Annotated in this window: 29 protein-coding genes and 2 pseudogenes; 8 read left to right on the top strand and 23 right to left on the bottom strand. The window is 34.7% G+C overall.

From position 1 onward, the window contains the following. Positions 1–17: 17 nt before the first annotated feature. From GC105_RS00150 to GC105_RS00140, 3 genes are all read right to left on the bottom strand, one after another. Positions 18–794: a YfjL-like protein gene (locus tag GC105_RS00150; RefSeq protein ID WP_152800518.1), complete on the bottom strand. Its 777-nt coding sequence runs from the start codon at positions 792–794 to the stop codon at positions 18–20. Further along, positions 784–1,176 carry a zf-HC2 domain-containing protein gene (locus tag GC105_RS00145; protein ID WP_152800517.1) on the bottom strand — a complete coding sequence of 131 codons (393 nt, stop codon included), beginning with the start codon at positions 1,174–1,176 and terminating at the stop codon, positions 784–786. Before GC105_RS00145 ends, GC105_RS00150 begins: the two co-directional genes overlap by 11 nt. A gap of 383 nt (positions 1,177–1,559) precedes the next feature. Beyond that, complete coding sequence (locus GC105_RS00140) at positions 1,560–1,868, bottom strand: hypothetical protein (RefSeq protein ID WP_152800516.1); 309 nt, start codon at positions 1,866–1,868, stop codon at positions 1,560–1,562. Positions 1,869–2,466: 598 nt separating this feature from the next. Here GC105_RS00140 and GC105_RS17390 point away from each other — a divergent pair. From GC105_RS17390 to GC105_RS00120, 4 genes are all read left to right on the top strand, one after another. Continuing rightward, positions 2,467–2,790: a cytidylate kinase-like family protein gene (locus GC105_RS17390; RefSeq protein ID WP_193708202.1), complete on the top strand. Its 324-nt coding sequence runs from the start codon at positions 2,467–2,469 to the stop codon at positions 2,788–2,790. Positions 2,791–3,185: 395 nt separating this feature from the next. Further along, positions 3,186–3,803 carry a DUF3786 domain-containing protein gene (locus GC105_RS00130; RefSeq protein WP_152800515.1) on the top strand — a complete coding sequence of 206 codons (618 nt, stop codon included), beginning with the start codon at positions 3,186–3,188 and terminating at the stop codon, positions 3,801–3,803. 880 nt (positions 3,804–4,683) lie between these two features. Further along, the gene (locus tag GC105_RS00125; protein ID WP_152800514.1) at positions 4,684–5,568 is read left to right on the top strand and encodes a D-alanyl-D-alanine carboxypeptidase family protein; all 885 of its coding nucleotides are present in this window, start codon (positions 4,684–4,686) and stop codon (positions 5,566–5,568) included. Positions 5,569–6,011: 443 nt separating this feature from the next. Next, positions 6,012–6,638 carry a TetR family transcriptional regulator gene (locus GC105_RS00120; protein ID WP_193708201.1) on the top strand — a complete coding sequence of 209 codons (627 nt, stop codon included), beginning with the start codon at positions 6,012–6,014 and terminating at the stop codon, positions 6,636–6,638. Between the two features lie 105 nt (positions 6,639–6,743). On the opposite strand, the gene GC105_RS00115 is transcribed toward GC105_RS00120, so the two are convergent. Continuing rightward, positions 6,744–8,273, bottom strand: a complete 1,530-nt coding sequence (locus tag GC105_RS00115; RefSeq protein WP_152800512.1) for an MAC/perforin domain-containing protein — start codon at positions 8,271–8,273, stop codon at positions 6,744–6,746. Between the two features lie 326 nt (positions 8,274–8,599). Next, positions 8,600–8,740, bottom strand: coding sequence for a hypothetical protein (locus GC105_RS16695; protein WP_193708200.1), 141 nt, complete (start codon positions 8,738–8,740; stop codon positions 8,600–8,602). A gap of 172 nt (positions 8,741–8,912) precedes the next feature. On the opposite strand from GC105_RS16695, the gene GC105_RS00110 reads away from it, so the two are divergent. Beyond that, positions 8,913–9,239: a PadR family transcriptional regulator gene (locus GC105_RS00110; protein WP_152800511.1), complete on the top strand. Its 327-nt coding sequence runs from the start codon at positions 8,913–8,915 to the stop codon at positions 9,237–9,239. Then, positions 9,236–10,105, top strand: coding sequence for a permease prefix domain 1-containing protein (locus GC105_RS00105; RefSeq protein ID WP_152800510.1), 870 nt, complete (start codon positions 9,236–9,238; stop codon positions 10,103–10,105). Before GC105_RS00110 ends, GC105_RS00105 begins: the two co-directional genes overlap by 4 nt. Before the next feature lie 260 nt (positions 10,106–10,365). On the opposite strand, the gene GC105_RS00100 is transcribed toward GC105_RS00105, so the two are convergent. The 3 genes from GC105_RS00100 to GC105_RS00090 are packed head-to-tail and all read right to left on the bottom strand — an operon-like array spanning position 10,366 to position 11,768. Beyond that, entirely contained in the window at positions 10,366–10,710 is a 345-nt protein-coding gene (locus GC105_RS00100; protein WP_152800509.1) for an IS3 family transposase, read from the bottom strand. A gap of 25 nt (positions 10,711–10,735) precedes the next feature. Continuing rightward, on the bottom strand, positions 10,736–11,209 hold the full coding sequence (locus tag GC105_RS00095; RefSeq protein ID WP_152800508.1) for a group II intron maturase-specific domain-containing protein: 474 nt from the start codon (positions 11,207–11,209) through the stop codon (positions 10,736–10,738). 4 nt (positions 11,210–11,213) lie between these two features. Continuing rightward, positions 11,214–11,768 carry a TetR/AcrR family transcriptional regulator gene (locus GC105_RS00090; protein WP_343029907.1) on the bottom strand — a complete coding sequence of 185 codons (555 nt, stop codon included), beginning with the start codon at positions 11,766–11,768 and terminating at the stop codon, positions 11,214–11,216. A gap of 158 nt (positions 11,769–11,926) precedes the next feature. Between GC105_RS00090 and GC105_RS00085 the strand changes: the two genes are divergently transcribed. Beyond that, positions 11,927–12,856, top strand: a complete 930-nt coding sequence (locus GC105_RS00085) for a ketopantoate reductase family protein (protein ID WP_152800507.1) — start codon at positions 11,927–11,929, stop codon at positions 12,854–12,856. Positions 12,857–13,331: 475 nt separating this feature from the next. Here GC105_RS00085 and GC105_RS00080 read toward each other — a convergent pair whose 3' ends face one another. The 5 genes from GC105_RS00080 to GC105_RS00060 form a co-directional block, all read right to left on the bottom strand. Beyond that, positions 13,332–14,054 (bottom strand): DUF5131 family protein, encoded by a 723-nt coding sequence (locus GC105_RS00080; protein ID WP_152800506.1) that lies wholly within the window; start codon positions 14,052–14,054, stop codon positions 13,332–13,334. A gap of 123 nt (positions 14,055–14,177) precedes the next feature. Continuing rightward, positions 14,178–14,648: a VOC family protein gene (locus GC105_RS00075; RefSeq protein ID WP_152800505.1), complete on the bottom strand. Its 471-nt coding sequence runs from the start codon at positions 14,646–14,648 to the stop codon at positions 14,178–14,180. A gap of 3 nt (positions 14,649–14,651) precedes the next feature. After that, a complete protein-coding gene (locus tag GC105_RS00070; protein ID WP_152800504.1) occupies positions 14,652–15,473 on the bottom strand; it encodes a helix-turn-helix domain-containing protein in 822 nt (273 codons plus the stop codon). Between the two features lie 85 nt (positions 15,474–15,558). Then, positions 15,559–15,960, bottom strand: coding sequence for a hypothetical protein (locus GC105_RS00065; RefSeq protein WP_193708199.1), 402 nt, complete (start codon positions 15,958–15,960; stop codon positions 15,559–15,561). Positions 15,961–16,011: 51 nt separating this feature from the next. Next, positions 16,012–16,215, bottom strand: coding sequence for a transposase (locus tag GC105_RS00060; protein WP_343029914.1), 204 nt, complete (start codon positions 16,213–16,215; stop codon positions 16,012–16,014). Positions 16,216–16,584: 369 nt separating this feature from the next. On the opposite strand from GC105_RS00060, the gene GC105_RS00055 reads away from it, so the two are divergent. Continuing rightward, positions 16,585–17,583 carry an aromatic acid exporter family protein gene (locus GC105_RS00055; protein ID WP_152800501.1) on the top strand — a complete coding sequence of 333 codons (999 nt, stop codon included), beginning with the start codon at positions 16,585–16,587 and terminating at the stop codon, positions 17,581–17,583. 155 nt (positions 17,584–17,738) lie between these two features. Here the strand turns inward: GC105_RS00055 and GC105_RS00050 are convergent, their stop codons facing one another. From GC105_RS00050 to GC105_RS00005, 10 genes and pseudogenes are all read right to left on the bottom strand, one after another. Further along, the gene (locus tag GC105_RS00050; RefSeq protein ID WP_152800500.1) at positions 17,739–18,050 is read right to left on the bottom strand and encodes a type II toxin-antitoxin system RelE/ParE family toxin; all 312 of its coding nucleotides are present in this window, start codon (positions 18,048–18,050) and stop codon (positions 17,739–17,741) included. Continuing rightward, positions 18,047–18,325 carry a type II toxin-antitoxin system prevent-host-death family antitoxin gene (locus GC105_RS00045; RefSeq protein ID WP_152800499.1) on the bottom strand — a complete coding sequence of 93 codons (279 nt, stop codon included), beginning with the start codon at positions 18,323–18,325 and terminating at the stop codon, positions 18,047–18,049. Before GC105_RS00045 ends, GC105_RS00050 begins: the two co-directional genes overlap by 4 nt. A 198-nt stretch (positions 18,326–18,523) precedes the next feature. Further along, positions 18,524–19,438, bottom strand: a complete 915-nt coding sequence (locus tag GC105_RS00040; protein ID WP_152800498.1) for an alpha/beta fold hydrolase — start codon at positions 19,436–19,438, stop codon at positions 18,524–18,526. A 198-nt stretch (positions 19,439–19,636) separates the two neighbouring features. Further along, positions 19,637–20,158: a CDP-alcohol phosphatidyltransferase family protein gene (locus GC105_RS00035; RefSeq protein ID WP_152800497.1), complete on the bottom strand. Its 522-nt coding sequence runs from the start codon at positions 20,156–20,158 to the stop codon at positions 19,637–19,639. Between the two features lie 65 nt (positions 20,159–20,223). Continuing rightward, a complete protein-coding gene (locus GC105_RS00030; RefSeq protein WP_152800496.1) occupies positions 20,224–20,841 on the bottom strand; it encodes an NUDIX hydrolase in 618 nt (205 codons plus the stop codon). A 401-nt stretch (positions 20,842–21,242) separates the two neighbouring features. After that, positions 21,243–21,593, bottom strand: a pseudogene (locus GC105_RS17665) (transposase); the annotation flags it as partial. A gap of 61 nt (positions 21,594–21,654) precedes the next feature. After that, a complete protein-coding gene (locus GC105_RS00020) occupies positions 21,655–24,105 on the bottom strand; it encodes a pyruvate formate lyase family protein (protein WP_193708198.1) in 2,451 nt (816 codons plus the stop codon). Between the two features lie 381 nt (positions 24,106–24,486). Continuing rightward, positions 24,487–24,685 (bottom strand): annotated as a pseudogene (locus tag GC105_RS00015) (transposase); the annotation flags it as partial. 390 nt (positions 24,686–25,075) lie between these two features. Next, complete coding sequence (locus GC105_RS00010; protein ID WP_152800494.1) at positions 25,076–25,948, bottom strand: M23 family metallopeptidase; 873 nt, start codon at positions 25,946–25,948, stop codon at positions 25,076–25,078. A gap of 196 nt (positions 25,949–26,144) precedes the next feature. Then, positions 26,145–26,361, bottom strand: a 217-nt coding sequence (locus GC105_RS00005) for a transposase (RefSeq protein ID WP_193708197.1), incomplete at its 5' end; no start/stop codon positions are given.

Below are 26,361 nucleotides of genomic sequence, written 5' to 3'. Positions count from 1 at the left end.
GTTAATAAAGTGAAACTTTATTCAATTTCCTTTTCTTTATCTTTATCCATTTCATTATAATGCTCTATTGTCTTATTGACATTTTCATTTACTCTTTCTTGCAATCCATCCTCATGGATATCTTTGTATAAAAAATTTCTTATATTTACAGTTTTTTCTCTATTTTCGTCCTCAGAAAATGGAGCTTCTAAAATGAGATCAATGGAATAGAAAGGAATCTCTTTTTGATCGAATAACTTTTTTACTTCAAGTAGTTTTTGAGTTAAAATTTCTTCATTTAATTTATCACTTGTAAGATAAATCACTATATGTCCGTTTTCTCTTGCCATTTTTTTAATATCGTAATCTTTATCGATTTCGAGTTCCTGGAAACCATCGCTTTTGTCGAATATCTCACCATAAGCAATATTGTTGTTAGAATAATTTTTTACCACAGTATCTACTAAATCATGATATAAAGTATTTACTCTTTCCCATGTGTTAAACTTTTCAATCACATCGGTTTTATAATTATCGTAAATAAATTTACCCATTCCTGTAAAATTAATTGAAAAATGTGTGTCTATGCTTGTTTTTGATTTAGCATATACATAATAGTTTCCATCCTTAAAATTGTAACTTGCTTTTTCTAGTTCGAGATCCAAATTAGAGTAATTATCTTCCACATACTTTTGAGCGGCTTGATTAACAAGAATTTTTGAAATAGGATTTCCTACAAATGCGTTTGCATTAATTAAGATCAAACCTATAAGTATCAATGCTATTAGTCCTGCAAGTATTTTCTTAACTTTCATTTTTTACCTCTTTTCCAAAAGCGATTTTTAATAATAAAGCTATAATTACTCCAACTGTACAAAGCCCTGCGTAGATACCCGACCAGTATACAGGCATGACAAACATTGAAATTATAAAGCCTTCCTCAAATATTCCTTGGAAAATATACTTTATAAAAAGCCCTACATATGAAAACACAAATAATGCGATAGGTATGTGATATGCTTTCTTATTTAAAGCAAAATATCCTATTGCTCCAATTGTAGGCATAATTAAAATGTTATAGAACATTCCCATAGTATCTGATAACGCAATCCCTAGCATAATACCAATTACTACAATCCCCATTGCGATGATAAATAACTGCTTTTTTATTTTAGATATAATACTTTCTTCATTCATTACGGGCGTCTCTGTTTCCAGTGACTCATAAAGATTACGGCAACTATCACAATGTTTAATATGTTCAGTCACTAATAAATGATTTCTTCATCTTCAACAAGCAATATTTTCATTAATACCACCTCTGTATATAAATCATCGTTTATACTATATCAATAAAAATGTTAGTTTTACGTTTGTTTTCTTTTAGTCGAGCGTCCGCAAGCTTTTCCCCGCAATAAGTATGGTCTAAATTGCAGATATGGCGGAAGCGGAGGGATTGGAACCCATGAGACCTTGCGGACTACCGTATTTCGAGTGCGGATCGTTATGACCACTGCGATACTCTTCCATTAAATTATTATTATTTTCGTTATCATAACAAAATACATAAATTTCTTTTGTTAGCGGTCTTCTTTGCAACCCTTTTTCTTTTTCCTGGATAGTGCTAGGCTTCCAAAACCGCTAATAATGGCCATGTAAAAGCCAAAGTCATACCAAAACCCATTATTGTAAACCTCATAAATGCCAATATTCTTGTTGAAAATAGAATATATTAGAGAAAATGGTGCGATCCATCCATGCCACACACCAGAAAAAAATCCTGCCGTATTGATTTGTGAATTATTTCCATCTCCTGGGACACAGCCGCTTATGATTACCAAAATTACTACCATAATAACACTAAGTACCAAAATTTTTCTACTTTTCATTGATTCACCTCAATTCATTTGACTACATAATTATACCACATAGAGAAATCATAAAATTTTTTCTCATAAATCCAAATTAACCATTTTGCTATTTAATAGGAAAGTCTTAAGTTTCCATGAGATTTGTAAATGAAACTTGTCAAGGAGAAACTATCGGGACAGTTAGTTAGGAGGACAATCGGAAGTTTTGCGTAAAAAAGCTCGATACAAGTATTATGTTACTTAATATCGAGTAAGTAAATATCTTGCAGTAACACTGGGGGCAGGTAATTGAAGTCTGTTTTATTAATCTTCAATAAAATAAACAGGTTGACTTTCCTCTACATATTATGCCATAATTTCATTGTTCCATCGGAGGGCAAATCATTCACAAAAAATGATAAGTCGGATAAGGTGGCAGGCTGGAACGCTTGCTATCTTATCTGGCTTTTTTATTTTAACAGGAGGAAAATATGGACTTATTGAATGATAATTTAAAAAAGATTTATTTGAAGTATTTATACGCTTCTTTTGGAAGTGCGCTGATTACATCCATATATGGATTGGTCGATATGGTATATACAGCTTTGGACTGCTTTCAGGCATAGGCGGCTCGGTATTGTTTAGTTCCAATCGGGGAAAAAACAGCCTGATTACCATTGCAAAAAGCTTTTCAATTCCTTATGATCAGCTTCCCAGTGCAAAAATCCATCAAGCACAGTATTCCGTAATTCAAGACATGGCGGCACAGGGAGATCGTGTCATTGTGGGAAGATGCTCGGATTATATCTTGCGTGAGCTTCACCCCATCAATATTTTTATCTATGCGGATATAAAAACCAAAATAGCACGGTGTCGGTCTCGCACTGGCAGCAACGAGGATCTTTCGGAGAATGAACTAAAAAAGCGCATAAGAAACATTGATAAAAGCCGCTCTAAATAATAGGCCATCATTTATTTCTGGCATAATACTAGGCTTTCTTGAGACATAAGAACAATGGGAGCTTTGAAATAATAACCAATTTCTGATTGAATTATAATCTTAAAATAAGATATTAGAATAAATTTTTCAGTAATTTATTCTTGACAACATGGGATAATTAAAATAGATTAAGAATAAGTTATGTGTATACACACCTATAATTACCATAGAAGAGATTTACCAAAGAATATTCTACAATACAGATCTAACTATACTAGGCATTGCCACACCTCTAGATTAATAGAGCGTAGGACATTGACAGATTTTTATGAAATGACGTAATATCCAACTTGTGAAATCAGTTAGTATGAGAATGATATAAAATAGTGTACTAAATAATAGTGGAGGTATTTAAGATGGAAACTAATTACCGAATTGCTTATGATCGCTGGTGGCAAGATTTAAAAAGAAAGGAACCAGAAGAAATCACAACACAACTTGCTGTTAAGTACTGTAGTAGCACCTGTCAATTCGTGGTAAAATTTTTTAACTCAGAGTATATCTTAGACTGCAATAATGAAACGATTTACAGAAAAGACGATGGACAAGTTCCAGAAATAATAGTTTCTATAATAATACTTAATTATCTAACTTACGCACAACCACCACAAGAAACCACTAACAAATGGATCAGTCTTAAAGAGCTTTCCAGTGGTGGAAATTTGTTTTATCCAGCCTTTTATAAAAGCTCAATTGTAGATCTTATTAAGGCCTTTGGACATAACTCTCACCAATTATTAGCTTGTGCAGCCGCTTTAGGAGGGCAACCAGCATCCTTCGGTGATGCATCAGTTATTTTCCAGGCCTTTCCCGAAATACCTTTATGTGTGATTGTTTGGGAAGGAGACGATGATATGGCGCCTAATGCCACCATGCTATTTGATCTATCTAGTGAACCACTATTACACATTGAGAGCACTATCGGCCTTGGTTCCTATCTTGCTAGTGAATTAAAGAAGCAGGTAATTGCTTAATCAATACGGAAAACAAAACCTTATTATTAAAAATTTCAAAGAAACAACTAGTCTTTTATTCACCTTTTCGATATGTCTAATAGAATAAAAAGCAATTAGTTACCTTGATATAAAAATATAAGATTTTGAGCAATATTTGAATGACATAATATTGCCTACTTGCTTAGTATGTAGTTTCGTTTGTGAAAAACCCTGCAATAAAAAATACTAATTCTTAAGTTATAAAAAGACACAACACCTCAAATATATGAGATGTTGTGTCTTTATACAAATTTATTGGACCTTCTTTGTTTTTTCATGATTGATAGTACTTTTAAAAAGTTTAACTTTGTCCTTATACTCTTGAGAGTACATTCTAACCACCCACCTTATTGTAAATTTTAAATGTATATAAAACTTACCATGTTCAGATTATCATGTATACGATACCATATTAATCAAAACTAATTATGTTTAGTTTTGATTCTGATTGATTTCTAATAATGTTTTATTAAACCATTTTTGATTATGTCCAAAATATTAAAAACCAGGTATAATTAAACCTCATATACTTTAAGGAATGAGGTGATCACAATAAGAAAGGTGAATTTAAACATGACAGAAAAAAACAAGTACGAAATCATAAAGAAACTAGTAGATACGAATGAGTGCAGGATTGTGAAAAAATAAGGAATGACCCATAGAAAAATTATGGATGCAAAAACGAAGAATAATCTATATAGAAGTGCCGAAAAATTATTTGAATTAATTGTAGGGAAACTTTAAGATTCTTTTAAGAAAGATGTAAAACAACCCTTTCTATTGTATGATATTCTAATATTGCAAACTAATATCATTTTTAATTTAGAAAAAAAACAATTGCTATTTATGGAGGCAGCATATGAGGAGAGTTTATAAAACCGTAAAGATAATTTTAATTGTTATCTTATTAGTATTTGGACTTCTTTTAATGAAAGAAAAATTAGATGTAAATACTAATTTACTGAGAGACGAATATGATAGTAAATATATATATATCGTAAACCGAAATTCTAAAAGTGAAATCATACAGAAAAATCATAAGTCCAAGACCTATCCAGCATCCTTGACTAAAATTATGACGACTATAGTTGCGTTAGAACACATAGAAGATTTGTCTGCTATTGCTCCGATAGATATAGATACTTATAAAGAAATGGTTAATAATAATTCTTCAATGGCAGGGTTCTTTGGTAAAGAGCAAACCACGTATAGAGACTTACTTTATGGGACCATTTTAAACTCAGGGGGTGAGGCTGCAAATTCATTAGCTATAAATATAGCAGGAAGTGTAGAAACTTTTGTTGAACTTATGAATAGTAAGGCTTCTGAACTCGGATTAGATGATACGCGTTTTGTTAATCCAGAAGGTCTTCATGATAAAAACCAATATACTACTGCCTATGATATGGCAAAACTTCTAGATTATGCTTTAGACAATGGACATTTTCGTGCAATATTTACTAAGGAAACCTTTAACACCACTTCTACGCTAGATCACCCTAATGGTATTATTTTAAAATCTACAGTGCTTACAAAACTTCATGAGGTACCTCAAAATGGATTTAATATTATTGGCGGAAAATCTGGTACGACATATGAAGCGGGAGAATGTTGGGCAACTCTGGCTATAAAAGATGATGTGGAATATATAGCAGTAGTCATGGGAGCAAAATTAAAAGATATTAGTAATCCTGACAATAAGCATATAAAAGATACTATTAAAATTTATGAAGATTTAAAATAATTTATCTATTTTACCTTCGAGATGATACTTAGGTGTATTTTATATCCAAAAGCATTATCTCCATCATTAGTTATATAAATTGCTCTTTTAAAAACGAATGATACTATAATATAATTTAACACAATGAAAAGACTATGCCCTCATAGAAAGCTTTTACTATGGACAGTTTGTAATAGGGAAACTTAACCTGATAGGATAACAATGGCGGTTCACTTGAAATCATATCTATCTTCAGCTATAATAACAATATAATTAATGACATTAATTAGTGAATTAAGGTTTGTCCCGCATTAACAGGCACTAAGACTCCTACTTCAAGATTTCAAGATAGGAGATCATGTGCCTGTAAAAGCCCGATTTGTTCGACTACGGATGAATAAACCCCCTATTTAATAAAGTTTCACTTTGTTTTTGTTCCACGGTATATGAAGGAGTGCAGGATTGTGAAAAAAGAAGGAATGACCAATAGAAAAATAATGGGTGCAAAAACGAAGAATAATCTATATAGAAGTGCCGAAAAATTATTTGAATTATATGACTTTAATAATGTAAGTGTTAATGATATTACAAAATCAGCAGGAGTGTCAAAGGCCACATTTTATGTGCATTTCGAGTCAAAAGATGAGTTGATTACTTCCTTAATTGCCGATTATGTTAAAACAACTGACCTGAAATATCAGTCCTATATGGATTCCTTACCAAAAGATATGCCGTCATTAGAACGAATGCTTCTCTTAATTGAAAAAATCTCCAATGTTCTTGTAGACAATATTGGACATGCTCGTATGTGTGCTGTTTATAAAATACAGCTCACAAGGTCAGTAAACATGGAAAATATTAAAGACTATGGCAGGGAACTTTATAAAATATTTGCTGCTGAGTTGAACGAAGGGATACAAAATGGAGAATTTAAAACAGATTTGTCCCTTGAACAACTGACTCGACATCTTGTCATGGCTATCAGAGGAATTTGCTATGAATGGTGCATACGTTATCCCGATTTTGATTTAAAGGGACAAGCATTAACCCACTTTTCTATGCTACTGGCTAGTATTGGAGATAACAAATAGTTTTTTTCCATTTTTCTTTAAACTAACTTAAAAACCAGCAGAATTCATATAAGTTCTGCTGGTTTTATATATTAACTACACATTTGCCGATTATGTATTTGCTTTTTATTCATTAGTATATCCAAGAAAAATAAACTCTCCTCCTGCCTTGTAATTGAGTTCAGCCCGAGTTTTTGATTCTTTATTATTTACCAATCCTACTTCATATCCGCTAGGCATATCTGCATTCTCTCCATAGTAAATATTAATCCCTGTAATAGGTTTTCCAATGCTTTTTTGTTTTGTTGTCCACATATAAATATATGCTCCGCTAGCTCCCTTGTTCAGGTCATGATCATTTTTAGTATAGAACTGGGGTATATCTTTAAAACTATCGTATGTAAATCGAATATCCCGCAGTGCTTTATCCGGATCTGTAGTTGTATTGTACCAGAGATAGATATAATCTCCTCCTGCATCCTTGTTGAGATCCTTATCAATCATAGTATATCCCGGATATGAACTACCATCTGTGGCAACATTCTTATTTTTGTCGGATATTATGATAACAGATTCTATATAAGTTTTGCCTGAAGGTTTCTCTGGGATTTTCGACAACTCATCAAGAAAACTTTTAACGTCGCCGCCCATTTTTTTAAAAGCCTTTTCCAGTGCTGTTGCACGGTCAGCATTGTCGGTAAGCTCCCAAATAGGTGTAAGTGAGTTTATATTGCTGATCCCATAAATTGTAGGGGTAGTATCTTTTAGTGAAGCCACCCAAGTAGGGAAATTTTTCAAAAGATTTGGCATCGTGGAAGCATCAATATCTGCACCACCGGTCAACATTGACTGGAAATACGTGTTTGATAGAAATTCAGTAGCTTCTTTCTTTTGATCATCGCTAGCCGAGCCTGATATATAACTATAAGTTGTATCTACCTTTGCGAGGATTTCTGACTTTTTTTGCGATGATGAAGAGGTATATGTATAGTTATATGTACAACGTGCGCCCATTAATGCTTCTGTAAGAAGATGAGTACCATATTTTTCAAACAGTTTTTTCGGTTCCATATTGCTATTTAAGTCTTTTTTGAAAGTATCGTCAAGGATTGTTTTAAGATTGACACTATTGTTTATGAAATCGCTGGATTTTATATATCCACTCATAGATTTTATAAAATAAGTGTTTTCTTTCTTAGTTTGGTTTAAATCGTATTCACCGGATACACTTCCGGAAAACATCGGATAGTCTGCACTTAAATTAAGTTTTACAGACAATTGCTTGCTGTATTCACTTACACTTGAGCCTATGATGTTAGCTGAGCTTTTAGCATTGGGGATGCGGGTCTTGAGCTGCTTTTGAACTTCTTCTTCTTTGAGAATAGGGTTGCTCAATGAAAAGCTGAGGGGATCTATATATGTGTTATTTAACACATCGTAACCAAATCCCACATAGGTATTATTACCCTCCGTCAAAAGTTCACTACTCTGATGGACATTATCGTATGATATAGGCGCAATCTCGTCATTTTCAGTAATAGGAATTGGGCTTGTTATTAAATTTTCTGAACTTAATTTCTCTTGCTCTTGATTATTGCATCCCGACAATACAAATATAAACGTGATTACTAACAACCATATAGTAACTTTTTTCATAATTATTCATCTCCTAAGTATTTTTATTTTTTCTATAAATCATCATGACCTCGGTCATCGAATACAATTATTATATGTTCTTTCCCTTTAAAAATCAATCTATATCTCTAGGGTACCCATATATGGTGCGCCATGAAGAAGTATACCAAGTAAGGCATTTGCAGAAATCTTATAATCGATACAAAAAGTTACATTGCCAATGTATCCCTTAAGATTACTGCTTTTCCATACTTCGTTTCTGTTACATCCGTAAGCCACTTTTCTCCAAAGTTATACCATAAATTTACGATTCAATAAATTCTCAGAGGTAACCTGTTTTGTGTACTTCACATAGTATTTTTTCTTTCTCCGGCATACAGATTAAGATTTATTATCTGAATAAGTCTGTAAATACGTTTTTCATTGATCTGAAAATCATTTTCTCTGTTCAGCTTGCCTATATCCCAGAATTCAACCTTTTTCTTCATATGCTTTTTTTATTAGTGGAATAAGTTTTTGATTAAACTCCTGAGTGTATTGTATAGATTTATATTAAATAAGAGTAATATAATAAAAAATTATAGAGATAAAAATATTTATTGAATAAGCAAACATACTATGATATTCTATGCATAGATAATCTATGCAAGAGGTGATAATATGAGTTTAAATCAAGAATTAACTAAGGGAAGTTCGCTAATATTAATATTAAAGATGCTAGAAAAAGAACCTATGTACGGCTATCAGATGATCAAAACAATTGATCAAAAGTCTAATAATCTTTTTCAATGGAAAGAAGGAAGCTTGTATCCAATTCTAATTAGCATGGAAAAAAGAGAGTTGATTAAATCTTATTGGAAAGAAGATAAAAGAAGGCGAAAATACTATGAAATAACAAAAAAAGGTTTAATGGAAATAAGGAAGTTAGAAAAAGAGTGGATAATTTTCAGCAATTCAATGAATAGCCTTCTCGGAGGTACATTATGAGAGACCAAATCGATGATTATATAAATAGTATATTAATAAGCGTGTTAAATACAAATGTCCACCAAAATATAACTGATGAATTAAATGATCACATACTATCACTAATAGAAGAAAAGATTGAAATGGGAATGGAAGAAGAAGAGGCATTAAGTGAATCTTTAAAGTCCATTGGAGACCCTAAATTTTTATCAAGAAAATACAATTCAGTCTATAGTATAAGTAGATTGCCTTTAATTTTATGGAGCGTAATGAATATCTTATTATTGTCATTTATCTTCTTTATTATCTTAAATCAACTAAGAATATTTAATACAATTGACCATCTTTTATTTATAGTAACTATACTAATATGTATTATATCGCTAGTACTAAATATAAAATATGTAACTACGTTAAATATTTTAATGAAAGATAATTTAATTTTTGTTCAGCACAAATATAAGAGGAGTAGTTCTTATATAGAGAATAAGACAAATAAACTATTTATAGTAGGCTATACTATATTGGTATTACTCATATTTAGTGCTGTTTTTGTTCGAATAATACTTGAAGGATTTAATCAATATCTTGTCGATGGGAATTATAGTATACTAATGTTATTAGTTATGCATTCTAATTATCTATTAGGTATCATCGTTTATTTTAAATACCCTAAATTGATTATTACAGATAGAGGATTGTATATCTTTACTGATATACCGAAACTAATTCGATGGGATGATTTTAATCAATATAAATGGATTAAAGACTCTGGTGCTTATCGTTTGGATTTGAGCAATAATAAAAGATATAAAAAAATTTATGGTAGGTTTATTGATGTTGATAAAATTGTAATAGATAATATTTTAAAAAACAAAAAGAATTAAGTCTGGATTTTCATATCAAAGACAATTTATTATAGAGTAAAACCCGCTTTAAAACTCGTATTATTTTTACGAGTTTTTTTAATATTGTAGCGTCAAAAAAGCATTCATTGATTACAACTCCGAGTTTTGCCGCCTCTTTCACCCGGCTGAGAAAACGCTAGGGACGGTAGGCTGTGAACTGCTCGCTGTCAAGTAGACAAGTGAAAAAACAAAAAACGTCTCTTATATCTCCAACTACTCTTAATATAATTGGAGACAATTCATGCTACTATATCTTTTAGATAATTCCTGAATTCTATCGGTGTCATACAGTTAAGTCGCTTTTGATAACGACCATTGTTATAGTAATCTATGTAATCAATAATTGCTTGTTCGAGTTCATTGTATGAATTGAATTTTTTTAGATAATACATCTCAGATTTTAGCATCCCCCAGAATGCTTCCACTGGGCCGTTATCGATGCATCTTGATACTCTAGACATACTTTGTGTCATTCCTGCTTTATCTAGCTTTTTCTTAAATGCTTTTGTAGTATACTCGACTAAAGAAAAGAGATTGCTCCCTTTCCCTCGTCTAAGAACCGTACGTGAGAGTTTCCCGCTCATACGGCTCAAGCATCCCTTAACCTTTTCAGGTGGCAGCGAGTGAATGAAGTTTCTTTTTTCTTTGGATGAAGTATTCTTTATCCAAAAAAGGATTTTTCGAAATTTGCAAATTTAGGTGTCTAACGATATGAATTCTCCTAAGATTTATTAGAATGTATTCATCCGTCATAAACATCCATGGTTTCCCATTGTATTCATGCCAATAGCGGTTTAGTCGCCACCACTTATTCTTGTTGGGGTGACGGTGATTAGCCCATCTTTGCAGTAGTAAATATAGCGTATTGTTTACATATGAGAATGCTTGACTAGCCACAACGTGTTTGTGATAGTTTGACCATCCTCTGATGACTTGGTTTAATCTGCGGATTAAGTCTGATTGTGTCATTGCTTTTCCGTCTTTTAGAATAATGGTTGAGCATTTTCTGATAACGCTTTTAATGGAACCATAGGCGTTATAGCAACAATAACTGGATAACTTCGGTGCCTGACACCAATACATAAGATTAGCGTGAAACAAGGTGCTTGGTGTATGGTTCTAGCAAAAACAAAAGTTGCTCAGTAATTTCCTGCACATTGCAGGGCATAGAATTATTGATCCACCATTCCAATACTCCAATAAACCCAGAAGTCAAAAAATGAGTGGTTACAGCATTTGAGAATGCATTGTTTTCTGGCTTTATACCGATAACCTCAGTTACTGTTTGCGCAATGATGGCATATAAGCGGCTACGGAAAAATCCAAATCCCTCATTGCTAAGAAGCAACTTGTATATTGTAAAATTTTTCTCCAAATATTCAAATACGCTTTGAAATGCGCTTGCGTCTAAATTGGTGTCAGCACTATTGGCACAGTGAGATAGTAACAGCTCAACATATGTTTCAATGCACTTATCTAGCAAGTCTAATTTATCCACGTAATGTAGATAAACAGTCCCTCGGTTTATGTTTGCGCGTTTGGCAATGTCATTGATGGTTATTTTCTCAAACCCTTTTTCAGCCAAAAGGTCGATGAAGGTATTCATAATCAACTGCCTAGTTTTTTTTATTCTTCTATCCACAAAGTTTTCCCCCAAATATTCAACAAATTAGCGCAATGTGTTGAGTTCTCAACAGTTGGACCAAATGTAACCATTGAAACTCTCTCCTCAAATCAGTATGATAAGAATATCAAACACTTGTTGAAAAGTCAACACGTGTTCATTCAGGAGGATGATTTATGAAAATACTATTTTTGGGTCGTGGTACTATAGGAACACAGTACGCTTGGGCGTTTGAAAATGCAGGCCATACCGTTGAGTTTTATGTTCGTGAAGGTAGGAAGGTGCAATATGGCTCACATGTAAACTTAGAAATATGGGATGCAAGGCGAAGCAAAAAAGACCGACTAGTCAAGGAAAAATGGCCTATTGTTACACATGAGGAAATAAAGGAAAATCACGACTATGACCTCATTTTTATGAGTGTCAACCCCGAGCAAGTATCAAGTGTGGTAAAGTACCTTGCACCACGAGTTGGAAATGCAACAGTTCTATTTTTCAATAACTTTTGGCAAGACCCTAAAGCAGCTGTTCAGCCGATTCCACACAGTCAAATTGTTTGTGGCTTCCCTGGTGCTGGCGGTGGATTTGAAGGAAACACACTTTACGGTGGGCTTTACAAGACAGTTCAGTTTGGAACATTTGAATCCGTGCCTACCAAAAGAGATTTAGAGGTTCGTAAACTTTTTGTTGGGGCAGGCTTTAAGATAATGGTTCAAAAGGATCTTCAAAGTTGGCTCTGGAATCACTTCGCTTTAAACGTTGCAATGGAAGTCGAAGTATTAAAAAGTGGCAGTTTTGAAAAAGTAATTTCTTCACCCGAAGCGCTCATTGGAATAGGTCGTAATATAAGAGAAATTATCCCTGTCTTGAAAGCAAAAGGCTCAAAACTTGATGTTATGACAAAAGTGATGAGTGGCCTGCCACCGAAAGTCGTTGGATTTCTTATGAGTAACGTTATTTTTTCACCTAAAAGCATGACCTATGCACTTCTGTCGCATAACCACACTAAAGTTGGTTATGCCGTACAGGAAGTTATATCAGATGCCAGAAAGCACGGCATAAAGGCACCACGGCTTTACGATGTGGAAAGTCTAATAACGGAATAGTGAACAAATCCAAGTAAAACGGACAATGACGAAAGAGACCTCCTATCGTAACAATACCGTCCCGGGTGTTTCCCCTATCGAACAAAAGATGTTCGTGAACTGATGGAAGAGAGAAAGTAAAAAAGATAGTAAATTGTAATTTTTCTACAAGTACTATCAAATATTTATGCATTTCCATGTTGGAACTTTAATGCATTTTGATATTGACATTAACACCAATAGTCTGTAAATTCGGTAATTACTTTTCCCATGACTTTAGCAAGACAGCTGTTGGTATCCAAAACTGATAGACAATCGTGCTCGTGGGTCGGTATCCACAAGCAGGACTTTTTTGTATAAAGAAAAACGGTGGCTTTGATTTATAATTCAAAACCGCCGTTAGGCTACTGTATTTTGTTTAGGCGCATAAATATTCAGTGCCACAATAACGTTTTTTTATTTACCGTTGTGACTGAAAACTAAATTAATTATTCTATCAGAACAACCTTTTTCCATCTGAAATATTGATACCAAGCTCTTTTGCCATACCAGTTTGCTTAAATGGGTTTATTTTTTCCACTACGCTGTCACGTTTGAAAAGCGAGCCTGTATTTTTAAACCAAAATGTTACATTTGCTTTTACGCACTGTTCACGGATATTAAGCACCCAATCATAATCACATTCACGAGCTTCTCGCCCTGTTTCGCCGCCGATTGTAACATGGTCTACGCCATGAAGATACGGTGTTAAATCTATCGCTTCTAAAAGTGGAGCGCAGGCGATAAAACGCCGCTTGATCGGATAAGATAAAAATAATGGAAGCCTATAATTAGCTAATTTTTGATTTTCGACAGTACACCCAATATTTACATTGTCATATCCTGTTCCCCAATCTGATGGGAGGGATACAAGGAAACGATCAATTCGCTTGGTCAAAATCAAAAAATCGATGTCGGTTCTTTCCTTGATGATAGACCAAACCTCTTTGCGCCATTCATCCGCTTCTGGAAGGAAAAAGTCGGTTGCAAAACAGGTCGCAAGAATTTTGTTACCTTTAATGTTGTACTCGCCTTTTGCATTCGTCCTTATAGGCCAATCGAATTTATCTGTTTTTTGTATGGTGCTTTGACCATAGCGTTTCGCATGTGGCCCATAAAAATAGCAATTTGTGCATCCATCACTTGCTTTGTAGCAACCTGTCCACGGCTCCCAATTCATAGGCTTCCTCCTCATTTTGCTGGGTTTTGATGTCACAATAAGATCAATACCCATTTTGTTATAATAAGCATACTATATATTCAAATTAAAATAGCGGATTTGGTTTACCAAAGCCGTTATTTGTCATATATCAAAGCACGACGCATACTGTTTTACGACTCCAATGGGGAACATTGTGCGCTTGGCAACTTTTTCCGCCGACATGCCCTGATTCAAAAAGCGTTTGATAACAGTATTCATATCCTCTGCAATCTCAACAATATGATTGTCCGGGTCGTATACTCGAATATCACGCTGCCCCCACGGGTACTCTTTTATTTCATGTAACCATTGTAAGCCGGATATGCATTTCATTTCGGCATACACTTTGTCTAAATCTTCTACTTCAAAGTAGAGCTGAAAATTGTGAGACTGTTCTTTCACACTATCAACTGTTATACCTACGAGTTCGGCATATCCCTGTTGCAGAGAAAAGCCCTCAAATGTTACATGTACGCCAATATCCATTACAACGTTTTGATGAAGCACCTTTTCATAAAAATACTTAGAAGCGGATATATCCTTAACCGCTAAAAGACAACCTTCATATTTCATTTCTCATTCCTCCTTTGAGGAAATTGTATTATATATCTCCGTTCCGTCATAGTAAAAATCCGACATTGTTTTCAGATACTTTTGAGGGGTAACACCACTAATAGCCTTGAAATCTTTATCAAAATGGGCTTGGTCGAAATATCCGGCTTGTTGCGACAATGCCGCAAAAAAGCAAGGCGATTTTTGAATGTGCTTTAACACATAATTAAAGCGGATTAAGCGCACAAAGTCCTTAACATTCATTCCTATTTGTGCAAGAAACAAACGGTTTAGCTGCCGCTCACTATAATGGGATTGTCTGGCAACTTCTTTCACTTGTATTCGTCCATAATTATCAGAAATCATTTCAGTTGCCAACAACAATGAGTCCGAAACAACTTGCTTTTCCATGCGTTTATGTAAAATTTGCTCACATTTATTTATCAAACTTATTATCGTTTTTGATGATACAAAAGCCTGATGTAGAGAATGAAATAGCTCATTGTCAATATCAGCAAGCGAAAGTCGTTTATCTGCAAACTCCGCTTGGCTTTGACGGGTGATTTGATACAAACCATAGGGCGAAAGCTGGATAAGTAGCAGGACATGATAACTATTTGGTTCCATTCCTAACAAAACAGGGGTTAAAGATGCTCCCCACAGCTCAGCAATGACTGCGTTTCCGTCAAAAGCAAGCGACAATGTTCCGCAAGCGTTAGGCATAAGAGTATATTGTGCCATAAACGTATCACTCGCCGGAAATACGATATTGTAATAGGAAATATATTTTCTCAGTCCCACATGTGAGGGAAAAATATTGAATTGCTTATCTTCTTTTATAATCAAATTGTTCCCTCCTTGCTTTTCCAAGTAAATGAAACATTAAATCTAATCCACCCCCACTACCTGAAGTACTCATTTTTTGTCAATCTTACCCCTTAAGATTTTTACTAACTAAATAAACAGTATTTAAACTTGTTTCTGTAATTTGCGCAATTTTTCGATATGACAACTTTGATTGTTTTAGTAACCTACTAATCAATTCTTCTTTATCCTTAAGTTGACGTTTATCATGAATACCTTTTTCAATAAAGTGTGCTTCAATAATTTCTATCGCTCTGTTTTCCTTCTTTTCTTCTAATTCTTCTCTCAGTTCAAGATACTCTCTTTGATCTTCTATATCATGAAATTTTCTAAACTCATCATCACTATTAAACCTATCTAAAATAAGCTCTTTCTCTTCTTCATCAACAAGAAAATTATTGCCTTCTAAGTATTCTGCCATACTACACCACGGATAATCTTGTATCTTTTGAACCATTCCCGCTTTCACAGGATTATTAGATTATTATGTGCATACCTAAAGGCACCGAATAAATATTTCTCATCTGTAATATTTCTTCTTCATTACCTCAATAAGAGTTTGCTTATCTGTATGAATAATTAAATGTAAGTGGTTTCCCATTACACAATAGGCTACTACTTTAAATGGTTCTTCTTGCATTTTTTCTTCAATAATCTTCAATATCATATCTCTTTGAAACTTATCATTAAAGATGTACTCCTTATTTACTCCACGTGTCATAATATGATAATGCCCTGTCTTACTCTCTTTTCAGGCTTGTCTTGGCATATTAATCACCTCTATACCATTTTATACCATATAGTTGTCAAATAAAAGCATGTCCTATATTTTAATTTACTATATAGTCAATCGATACAAAAAGTCCTGTCCCGGATGTTTCCTGATGTTCAGTTTAAAATTCCTCAATTATGTTTTGAGCTTTGGTTCGGATAACAATAGAATACCTCCTATAAATATGTCAAGATACAATTAAAGGGACGACATCATACTATTCGACATTACGACGAATTATTTTTATATGATAGGTAGTTTAACTGGAAATTTGTACAAAATTCTTTTATAATTACACTATCAATCAAATGAGGTCATACGATGAAAATAAATAATAAATTTAGTCTATATAGAGTGATAAGAATTACCATTGGCTGTTGTCTTGCCATTACATTAGCTATGATTTTTAATTTGCAAAATAGTGTCTCTGCAGGTATTATTACTCTGCTGAGCATACAGAACACAAAAAAAGAAACCATTAGCCTAGCACTACAACGTTTTGTTGCCTTTGTGGTAGCCGTTATAATTGCCTATGCTTGTTTTGGGTTAATTGGGTACAATATCTGGTCATTTGGTATGTATTTATTCATATTCATTAGTTTTTGCTATTTTTTTAGTCTAGAATCTGTAATTGCCATATGTTCTGTGCTGATTACCCATTTTTGGATTGGAGAAACTATGCATCTGTCATTAGTACTTAATGGGTTTTCACTTCTAATCATTGGAGCAGGGATTGGGGTAATCTTAAACTTATTTCTTTCTAGAAAAATTGCTGAGATTACCCATGTACAAGCACAAATAGAACAAATCATGCGAGAAATAATTAATAAGATGGCAGTAATACTTGATAGTAGTCTATCTGCAGAAATCATTGAAGTGGATATGTACAATCTTGAAAAGGCGCTTGACATAGCACTTTCTAAAGCCTACGATACAGTAAATAACACCCTAACAAGTGACCTAAGTTACTACGTACAGTATGTTACATTGAGGCGTAGCCAATATATTATCCTACACAGAATAAGAGAAAACCTCCCGAAAATCACGTGGGTACCGGAACAGGCCCACACTCTTGCACGGCAATTTAGACTTATTGCTGAATCCTTTCACGAATATAACAATGCCTTAGATTTGCTCAAAGATTATGAACAAACAAAATACATTATCCGTAAAGATAATCTGCCCAAGACTCGTGAGGAATTTGAGACCCGGGCAATTTTATTTCAAATTTTCAATGATATAGAACATTTCTTATTATTGAAAAAAGATTTTTCTCAAGCCCTTACTGAGGAACAAAAAGAAATATTTTGGTCAAATTAGAAACTAAACTTACCACTATCGTGTATAATCACAAATTAGTAAAAAAACCAAGTATCTATTGTGAAATGCAGAGCCATTCTATATAAGAAGATAGAAACTTCTTGCTGTAAAGCAAAAAAACATCCAGATTTAACCCGAATGCCTTTTTGTACTCATTATATTAAATTACGATATTCTTGTCTTCCATCCACAATAGCATATATGATAACTAACTTATCTTTCTCAATTATCTTATAAAACACAAGATGCCTTTCTACAATTACCACTCTATATCCTTGCTTTTTTAAAGTCGAATATCTAGGAATACTTCCAGACTCCGGAAACTCCTGGAGGCGATTAATAGCAGTTTCTATCTTGTCCAGATATCCTAATGCAATATCAATATTACCAGAATCATCTGCAATATAAAAAACGATTTCACGGAGCTGTTCCTCTGCTTTATCCGTTCGTAACATTTTATATTTCATCCATTCTTCCTTTCAAGTAAAGATGCCCGAAGATTATCAATCGAATCCTGCATTGGTGCTACGCGTCCATTTTTCACGTCATCTTCAGCTTCTGCAAGTGTTCTAAGTAGTTCCAGTTCAGATTTCATCTGATAATAATCCTGTAAACCAAGAACTGCTGTATCACCTCGTCCATTTACAGTAATAATAACTGCATTCCTAGACTCCTTGCATTGCTTGGAAATTTCATTATAATGATTTCTTAAATCCGCTGATGGTCTAATTGCTGGTTCCATAGTATCACCTCTTCCGGTCCATTATATAGTCATATAATATCATCATATGACTATATAATCAACAAACTACTTCGGATATATACTTTTGATTGGTTATCATATTATAGTTCATTTGGTTGTCATGGTAAATACTCTCTTTGACATACAGGATTAGAGAGAGTCAATAATGACCAAAAGTGTATCCTATAGTGTTTCTCTTCATCGAATAAACTCAGTGATATCCTCATACACTTGAGTTTTTCCTATTTCATTTAGTGTTTCATGACGATATCCCTTGTATACTTTGAGAATCACATTACCTTTTCTAAGAACATTGTTTAATCTTTCTTGTAACAATATAGAGGCTTTTCCAAAATCTCCAACTGGATCTTCATCACCAGTTAATATTAGAATCTTCTTTGTAGAATCGATCCTGAGTATATTCTCTGTTTCATTACAATAACTAATACCTTTGAATAAATCTCTAAAGAAGCTACCTGTACAAACAAATCCACAATAAGGATCAACTATATACTCTTTAACTATCTCTTTATCATAGGTGAGCCAATCAAAAGGTGTCAATGGGTTCTTTATCGAAGATGAGTATTTGCCAAATACTAAACCATCTAGCAGAGCAGATGGCTTTTCCCCACCGCCCAAAAAAATAATGATTTCTGTTATTATTTGAGCAAGCTTTAGCATTGCAACTGACGGTGCAGCAGGCGTTCCCGAAAGTACTACCTTTTCTATCCGTTGATCATAAAACTTTATAAGATAGCTACGCAAGAGCAGAGAACCCATACTATGGCCTAAAAGCACAATGTTTTTTGAGATTGATTTGTCAAATACATGATCTATAAATAATTTTATGTCGTTTACTACGATCTGCCACCCCTCTTTATCTGCAAAATAACCTGGCAGTAATTCTATACTTTTTCCATGTCCTCTAAAATCCAAAGCAAATACATCATATCCTTTATTATTAAGGAACATAGCAAAATTATCATATCTCCTGCTATGCTCTGCCATCCCATGAAAAATAATTATTGTACCTATAGATTTTTTTTTAATCCATTGACAGTACTTTAAGTTTTTTCCATCAAAACTTGTAAAATTCCGTTCTACTATACTCATAAATAACACCTCGATAAAAGGATTATTCGGACATTTTCAATTTGAACTTCTATATGTAATTATTATATATATACTAATAAATCACAATAATTTATTGATTCTTCTATTGAAATAAAAATTGCAATATTACATGATGCTTATGGTATGGTATTTTCTTGATCCATTCAGTAAATGCTTAGCGGTGTTTGTGTTCATGTTCTACCTTTTGAATATACTTTTACTGTTTACTTCTATTTCTTTCGATGTAACATGTATTATCAATTCTTCAATCGCAGAAACGCTTGCGATAGCACAAACAAAATATATAAGAGGGTTTTCTAATGGAGATCCAATAACCATAGGGATAAAAAACAAGAGTAGTCCTGTTATCTTATTGCTTATTGTATGTAACATTGCAAATATATTATATTTGATAAACACAATAATTAACGATAACACGCGAATTGATAGGATTGCCAACAACCAAATAATGAGTGTATGTGTAAAGGTAATTACCGGTGCAAATATATATAGCACAACTGCAAACATAATCATATCTCCTACAGTATCTAGCTTTGCTCCTAGTAAGCTTTGGGTTTTTGTTTTTCTTGCAATATACCCATCAAGAAGATCGCTAATACCACACATGAGATATACATATATAAACTGCCAGCTATGCCAATCAATAAATAATAAGGATAAAGAAATCAAAATCCTTGATATGGATATTACATTGGCCACAAATTTCACCTCAGCTTGTTAATAAGTTTAATTTTAAATGTCAGTCATATAAATATTTTATAACTTTACTTTTTCCTTAATTCCTTAATAAAATTTCTTGTAATCTGCGCAGTAAGACCCCAGATTATGTAATTACTGTACTCATAAAAATACACTGGGTATGTCATTGTCCTTCTTTGATAATTGGCACTGTTTTGAATTTTGTGAAAAGGAAATGACTCATCTACATTTACTTTATAGGACATATCGTATACTTCTGGCTTATTGTTGATAAAAAAATCGATAGGTACAGTAAAAATCTCTGATACTTCATCACTGCTAAATTTTATATCTTCAAACTTTACATTTCTCAAATATCCTAAAAATGGATAGATCATGTCATTGGTATTATTTAATAAATAATCTAGTTCTCCTATCATATCAATTGAATCTGTTTGGATGCCCATCTCTTCTTTTGTCTCTCTTAAAGCTGCTTGACATGATGTTTCACCTTCTTCTATTTTTCCACCAGGAAAAGATATTTCGCCAGGCTGCCTACGCATTGTAAAAGACCTCACCTGATATAATAAATGAGGTTTATTGTCTACTTCAATGATAGGAACTAAAACTCCATAATATTGTTTAATATCTAATGACTTGCTTTTTCTTCCCTCAAATATATTTTTTATATCCTCAAAATTCATAATTCCTCCATATTACAATGATTTTACCTTGTAGGGACGAGACTATACCAGTGTTTCTTAAACAGGAAGTCCAATCCCCTCAGGTCGTACAATTTTGCGTGATAATACCGTATCTTACTCTCTTTGCGAGCTTGTCTTGGCATATAAATCAGCTCTATACCATTTTATACCACATACTTATCAATTAAAAGTATGTCCTATAATTTTTATATATTATGTGGAAACTGACAGTTTTTCATCATATGAATAAATCTCTTTAGTCTATATAGAAAGTCCCATCACCTCAGTTTTAGTCAGTATAAATTGTAGGGAAGACAACTATAGTTGCGTTAGAACATATATAGAAACAGTAGGGACGGCAGGATGTGTGAAATCACCCATACATCTGCATAAAATCTAACCTAATTAACAAAAATAACCCTTGTTTTACCATTAGTTTGACTATTATTTCTATACCAGGAAAAACAACACAAAATAAGAGACTTGAAGTATCCCACTAACTCCTTAGCTCCAATAATATTTATCACTCTTTTTATGTTATACCCCAAAAAGTGCATAAAGGACTCAGCTTTCACTTTTTCATTACCTCGTAATAGAAAATATGAAAACCCTTGTCCTCGTTTTATCGTTCCAAAGACATGTTCTACTATCATTTGTCTTTGGCGATATAAATCTTTATTTTCTGCGTATCTTTTGTCTGCTCTCTCAAATACTTCTTCAAATTCTCCCCGCGTTACCTTGCGACCTCGTTCTGATTTTGCACAAAAAACCTATCTTTGATTGTTTAAATCAAAGACAGGTTCAATATAAAGATTATAGACTGTGTTCAGCACGGGAGATTATGTCTTCCTGCATTGCCGGAGTCATATCTACGAAATATGCACTGAATCCAGCGATACGAACAACGAGGTTATGATACTCATCGGGTTTTGCCTGTGCTTTTCTCAGTGTAGCAGCGTCTACTACATTGTACTGTACTTCCATACCGCCCTGTTCAAAGTATACCTTGGTTGTATCTTCGAGCTTGGTAATGCCATCATCGCTTTTCAGCGCTGTCGGGTGGATTTTTAGATTGAGAGCCATACCGTCCATGTAACGTGAATGATCAAAGCTGGTGGATGAAATAAATACAGCGGTTGGTCCGTTGACATCTCTGCCCTGTGCAGGACTGGATGCGTCTGCAATAGGCGTGCCTGTCTTGCGTCCGTCCGGTGTTGCCCAGGTAATCTCACCCTGTACTACATGGTCTGAGGCACCGAATGTGCCGCACTTATATACCTTGCAGCGGTGTGTTGAGAACGCTCTGGTAATGTTATAATACAGATCAATAGCATACTTCATTTCAGCGTCAGCATAAGGATCTGCGTTGCCGTAATGAGGAACTTCGTTGAGGATTCTCTGACGCAGCAGCTCATAGCCCTCCCAGTTCGCAAGGATTGCGTCCAGATATTCTTTTCCGGAAATAAGCTTCTTATCAAATACCATGTATTTAAGCGAAGTCAGGCTGTCGGCAGTAGTTGCAAGTCCGGTTGCTGTGCCGCCGTAAGAATTGTACTTTGCGCCTCCTTCAGATACGTCCTTACCGCTTTCCATGCAGCCCGTGGTCGAAATGGAGAGGTTCGGGAACGGGAATAGTCTCGGATATTCATGCTCTGTGTAATTGTTAAGTGTTGCAGACCATGTAAGCATCCATGTTGCAATCTTTTCAAACGCAGCACGGACTTCATCCATGGATTTCATGTCAGTCAGGTATCCGGAACGTAGTTTCTCAGGCACCTGAGCTCCGTTCATGGGGTTAATGCCGTTGTTAAGCGCCATATCCAATGCAATAGCCCAGTATATACCGCTGTGAGACATAGATGATCCGTTAGGAGCCGGATAATCACATCCTGAACCGGTGATTTCTTGGCAGCCGATAAACGCAAAGTTTCTTGCATCCTCCAAAGAGAATCCGAGCTCACGTACAATTGCGGGTACGATTACTTCATCATTCTGAAGCAGCGGCAGACCGCCTACACGCATGGAAGTTGCCATTGCGCAATCCCAAAGTTCCTTTGGTGTATTCTTATTTATACGCAGTGATACTGTCGGCTCATGCAGTTCAAGGCGTGAAATAGCTTCCAGAACCATATAAGAAACGGGGTTTGTTGCGTCCTCGCCGGTCTCGGGGATGAGGCCGCCGATGGTGGTATGCTGACCAAGGTGTCCTATACCTACGGTCTGCTGCATCTTGCCGAAGCCGCCTCCATAAAGAGTGTTGATTTTGAGGAAGAATGCATCGACAAGTTCCTGTGCCCCGTCCATTGTGATTCTGCCTTCTTCAAGGTCTTTTTTTAGGTACGGCCATATGTACTGGTCAAATCTGCCCATACTTGTTACGCCGGGATCGTTATCAACCTTGAGGAAAACATTATACATCATTACCTGCTGGCAAGCTTCCCAGTAGGTGCGTGCCGGCTTCTCTGCGATCCAATCAAGGCCCTCAGCCATCTTTTCAAGTTCAGCTTTTCTCTCGGCAGTCGGCACTGTCTTTGCCTTTTCTCTTGCGCAATCAGCATAACGGCGGGTCATGGTGGTTGCACCGTCACAGGCAACAGTAGCAGCCTTATAGAACATATACTTGCCCATATTGTCGCCCTGAACATTGCCTTCATGCTCATCAATCCAATCCTGAGCATGCTTGCGGATATCAGCATAGCCTCTCTTGAGGATATTTTGGAAGCCGGGGGTCAGATGACCCGGAGGCAGCATTGTTGGGAAGCCGCCGACTTTTCCATAGTCCGAAGCCTGCAGCTTGAAAAAGTCCAGTGCTCCGTCCGGCAACCATTCTTCAGGCATAATGTTACCGTTTGCAGCCATCTGCTGTGCTAGAATATCACGCAGCTCTTTCAGATCTGCCGGGGAGATAGCCAGCTTCTGATGAGAGTAAAGAGGGTCATCATCGGGAGCGTGATGTAAGCCGTCAGCCTCAATGGGCCAGGTGTTTTCAATATCTGCCATAACCCACATTGTGCCGTTGGCAGCGCCCCAGCTTTTGTTTCCAAGGTCTCCTGCAAAATATTCGTCTTCTCTGATGTCAATAGGCATTTTGGAAATGATATAGAGCGATTCGTAAGGCTTTTCAAGCATTGGCGGGAAATTACGATATTTACGCGTTGCTTCCAGCTTTAAACGAGCCTTTTCTGCATCCGCAACAATAACTCTGTCACGAACCTTGTCGCGCATTCTTTCAATGCGTTCCGTGCGTGGTTTAAAAGTATACATAGAATTCTTCCTTTCTCTTTGATTCTTAATTTTTTTTATTTGTTCTCTGATAACGTAAAACAATGTGTCAATAGATCTTAACTTTATTCTATCAGAATTACTTGAAGCGGTCATTTTCAATTTCTACGGAGATCGTGTCAACTTACTATAGAAAAAAAATAAAAATACTTTTCCATAGCACTGACACTGAGATTATTGTCTAGCCTTTAAACAGTTTCAAATAATGATACTACGAAAACCACTTATAAATTGTAGAAACATGGCGGACGGGACGAAACCAGTGAAAAACTAGCTATTCTCAGTCATATTTAGGTCAAAATTTTGAGATGAACCAGTTTTATAAGGCCAATATAGCAAAATTTAAAAATATCCGTTAATAAAGGATACTATTGCTGCTATCCTCTTTATATTTACCGATTGCCACTAGCTTTGATTGCGTCGATACCCCTAATAGACTATATCCTCTTGCTCGATGCAGTCCATGAAACCTTTTGAGCTCAGCATTTTTACCTTCAATTGAAGCTCTATTTTTATATTTTTCCTTAAACTCTTCTGTCTTTTGATATTGGTTAATCTCATGACAAACAGTAGGGACTTTTTGTTATAAATTCAACTATTTTTTTACTACCATTAAATCCATAACTATTTAAAGATATAAATTTTATAGTTTATTCAAACTAATTACCGACAAATACTTTGGGTGTCTGTTCCTAATTATGTTAGGTACCCGCCCTACTGTTTTTGGTTATATAACCATCCTTAACTTATTGAACAAATTGCTCTAAAGAAAACAGAATGAACTGCTCCCTAGTGTTTCTCCCTTTATGCAAATGCATTGTTCTCAGATGCCATACGCCCCGTGACTCAGAGTGCGACAGGACGTCGCACCTTTAAACTGATTATTTGAACTATACAGCACATTAAATAATGCGACTTAAGCCTAATAAGATACAGCTCATTTTTCGTACCTCTAACCAGCAGAAACATTGTATCCACGAGAAATGTACCCTTCTAATATTTGCTCCTTTGGCATAGATAGTCTATGATCAAATCTTTTATAATTGGGAGCGATAGTAAGTTTAATATTATTGAACTTTATTGGTAAACCTGCACTATTATAAAAACTTTGTCCTGTTTGCAGTTGAAAATGTAAATGTGGCTCTGTTGAGTTTCCTGTATTTCCACACTTTGCAATAATATCCCCCCTTGAAATACTATCTCCAACCTTTACAGTTATGCTATCCTTTTTCAAGTGAGCAAAGGTACTGTATTCCTTTTCAGAGTGTTTAATAACAATGTAGTTTCCAGCAATATGAGGTGATTTTGAAAAAAACTTCCCCTTTTTAAATATCAAACTGTCTTTTGCAACATTTAATATTTCAACTACTATACCATCGGCTGGAGCTAAAATATTTTTATCATAACAGTAATAACTTTCACATTGATTAAATTCATTTCGATAAGATTTTCCTTCTTCATCTAAGATAATAAAATCATAGGCATATCGCTGGGTTGGAATATCCCAAGAATGCGAGAATTCTTTCGTATAGCAACCATTTACTACTACCCACTGTCCTTCAAAAGGTAATGTATATTCAATTTCACTTTTGTAGTTAAATACAGAGGGCACTTCATTTCCAAACTTTCTCTTTACTTTAAATATACCAATAATTTGCAAAACTGAGCATTTAAAAACTGAGAAATTTAAGGCTATTTCTATAAATGCAAATAGTCCAAATAGGCAAAGCAGTTTGAATATCATTAAATCACTAAAAAAAGTTACTACTAAACTAACTACACCTATATATTTTGCCGTTTTAGAAAACTCATATAAATAGTACATAATAACCCCTTTCTGTATTTACCAAATATAAATAATCTTCACTTCACATTTATCTGCAAATGTGAATTAGCAAAGCTTTTAGAGTGCACTTATACAATCCGCGGCAGGACGCCGCGGTCTTTGCGTGTATAGAAACGGTAGTAGAAACGGTAGGGACGGGACGAGACCAGTGAAAAACAAGCTTTTCTCAACAAATTTAGACTGAAATTTTGAGGTAAACAAATTTTATGCTGATACTATTCAAAAAATCGGTTAAATCAGAGGATACTTTTGCTGCTATCCTCTTTATGTTTACCGCAATTGCCGCTAGTTTCGATTGTGTTGATACACCTAATAGACCATACCCTCTTGCTCGATGCAGTCCATGAAATCTTTTGAGTTCAGCATTTTTACCTTCAATAGAAGCTCTTTTT

It is taken from the genome of Alkalibaculum sporogenes (assembly GCF_009362815.1).
Lineage (GTDB): Bacteria > Bacillota > Clostridia > Eubacteriales > Alkalibacteraceae > Alkalibaculum_A > Alkalibaculum_A sporogenes.
This window is presented reverse-complemented; position numbering and strand designations above follow the sequence as displayed.

Coding starts and splice junctions, on each gene's coding strand:
- GC105_RS00050 (WP_152800500.1), bottom strand. CDS start 18,050: ATGAAATATAAAATGTTACGAACGGATAAAGCAGAGGAACAGCTCCGT.
- GC105_RS00140 (WP_152800516.1), bottom strand. CDS start 1,868: ATGAAAAGTAGAAAAATTTTGGTACTTAGTGTTATTATGGTAGTAATT.
- GC105_RS00075 (WP_152800505.1), bottom strand. CDS start 14,648: ATGAAATATGAAGGTTGTCTTTTAGCGGTTAAGGATATATCCGCTTCT.
- GC105_RS00095 (WP_152800508.1), bottom strand. CDS start 11,209: ATGTATTGGTGTCAGGCACCGAAGTTATCCAGTTATTGTTGCTATAAC.
- GC105_RS00110 (WP_152800511.1), top strand. CDS start 8,913: ATGAGTTTAAATCAAGAATTAACTAAGGGAAGTTCGCTAATATTAATA.
- GC105_RS00085 (WP_152800507.1), top strand. CDS start 11,927: ATGAAAATACTATTTTTGGGTCGTGGTACTATAGGAACACAGTACGCT.
- GC105_RS00020 (WP_193708198.1), bottom strand. CDS start 24,105: ATGTATACTTTTAAACCACGCACGGAACGCATTGAAAGAATGCGCGAC.
- GC105_RS00130 (WP_152800515.1), top strand. CDS start 3,186: ATGGAAACTAATTACCGAATTGCTTATGATCGCTGGTGGCAAGATTTA.
- GC105_RS00010 (WP_152800494.1), bottom strand. CDS start 25,948: ATGTACTATTTATATGAGTTTTCTAAAACGGCAAAATATATAGGTGTA.
- GC105_RS00045 (WP_152800499.1), bottom strand. CDS start 18,325: ATGGAACCAGCAATTAGACCATCAGCGGATTTAAGAAATCATTATAAT.
- GC105_RS00145 (WP_152800517.1), bottom strand. CDS start 1,176: ATGAATGAAGAAAGTATTATATCTAAAATAAAAAAGCAGTTATTTATC.
- GC105_RS00030 (WP_152800496.1), bottom strand. CDS start 20,841: ATGAATTTTGAGGATATAAAAAATATATTTGAGGGAAGAAAAAGCAAG.
- GC105_RS00105 (WP_152800510.1), top strand. CDS start 9,236: ATGAGAGACCAAATCGATGATTATATAAATAGTATATTAATAAGCGTG.
- GC105_RS00080 (WP_152800506.1), bottom strand. CDS start 14,054: ATGAATTGGGAGCCGTGGACAGGTTGCTACAAAGCAAGTGATGGATGC.
- GC105_RS00115 (WP_152800512.1), bottom strand. CDS start 8,273: ATGAAAAAAGTTACTATATGGTTGTTAGTAATCACGTTTATATTTGTA.
- GC105_RS00040 (WP_152800498.1), bottom strand. CDS start 19,438: ATGAGTATAGTAGAACGGAATTTTACAAGTTTTGATGGAAAAAACTTA.
- GC105_RS00100 (WP_152800509.1), bottom strand. CDS start 10,710: ATGAGCGGGAAACTCTCACGTACGGTTCTTAGACGAGGGAAAGGGAGC.
- GC105_RS00055 (WP_152800501.1), top strand. CDS start 16,585: ATGAAAATAAATAATAAATTTAGTCTATATAGAGTGATAAGAATTACC.
- GC105_RS00150 (WP_152800518.1), bottom strand. CDS start 794: ATGAAAGTTAAGAAAATACTTGCAGGACTAATAGCATTGATACTTATA.
- GC105_RS16695 (WP_193708200.1), bottom strand. CDS start 8,740: ATGAAGAAAAAGGTTGAATTCTGGGATATAGGCAAGCTGAACAGAGAA.
- GC105_RS00125 (WP_152800514.1), top strand. CDS start 4,684: ATGAGGAGAGTTTATAAAACCGTAAAGATAATTTTAATTGTTATCTTA.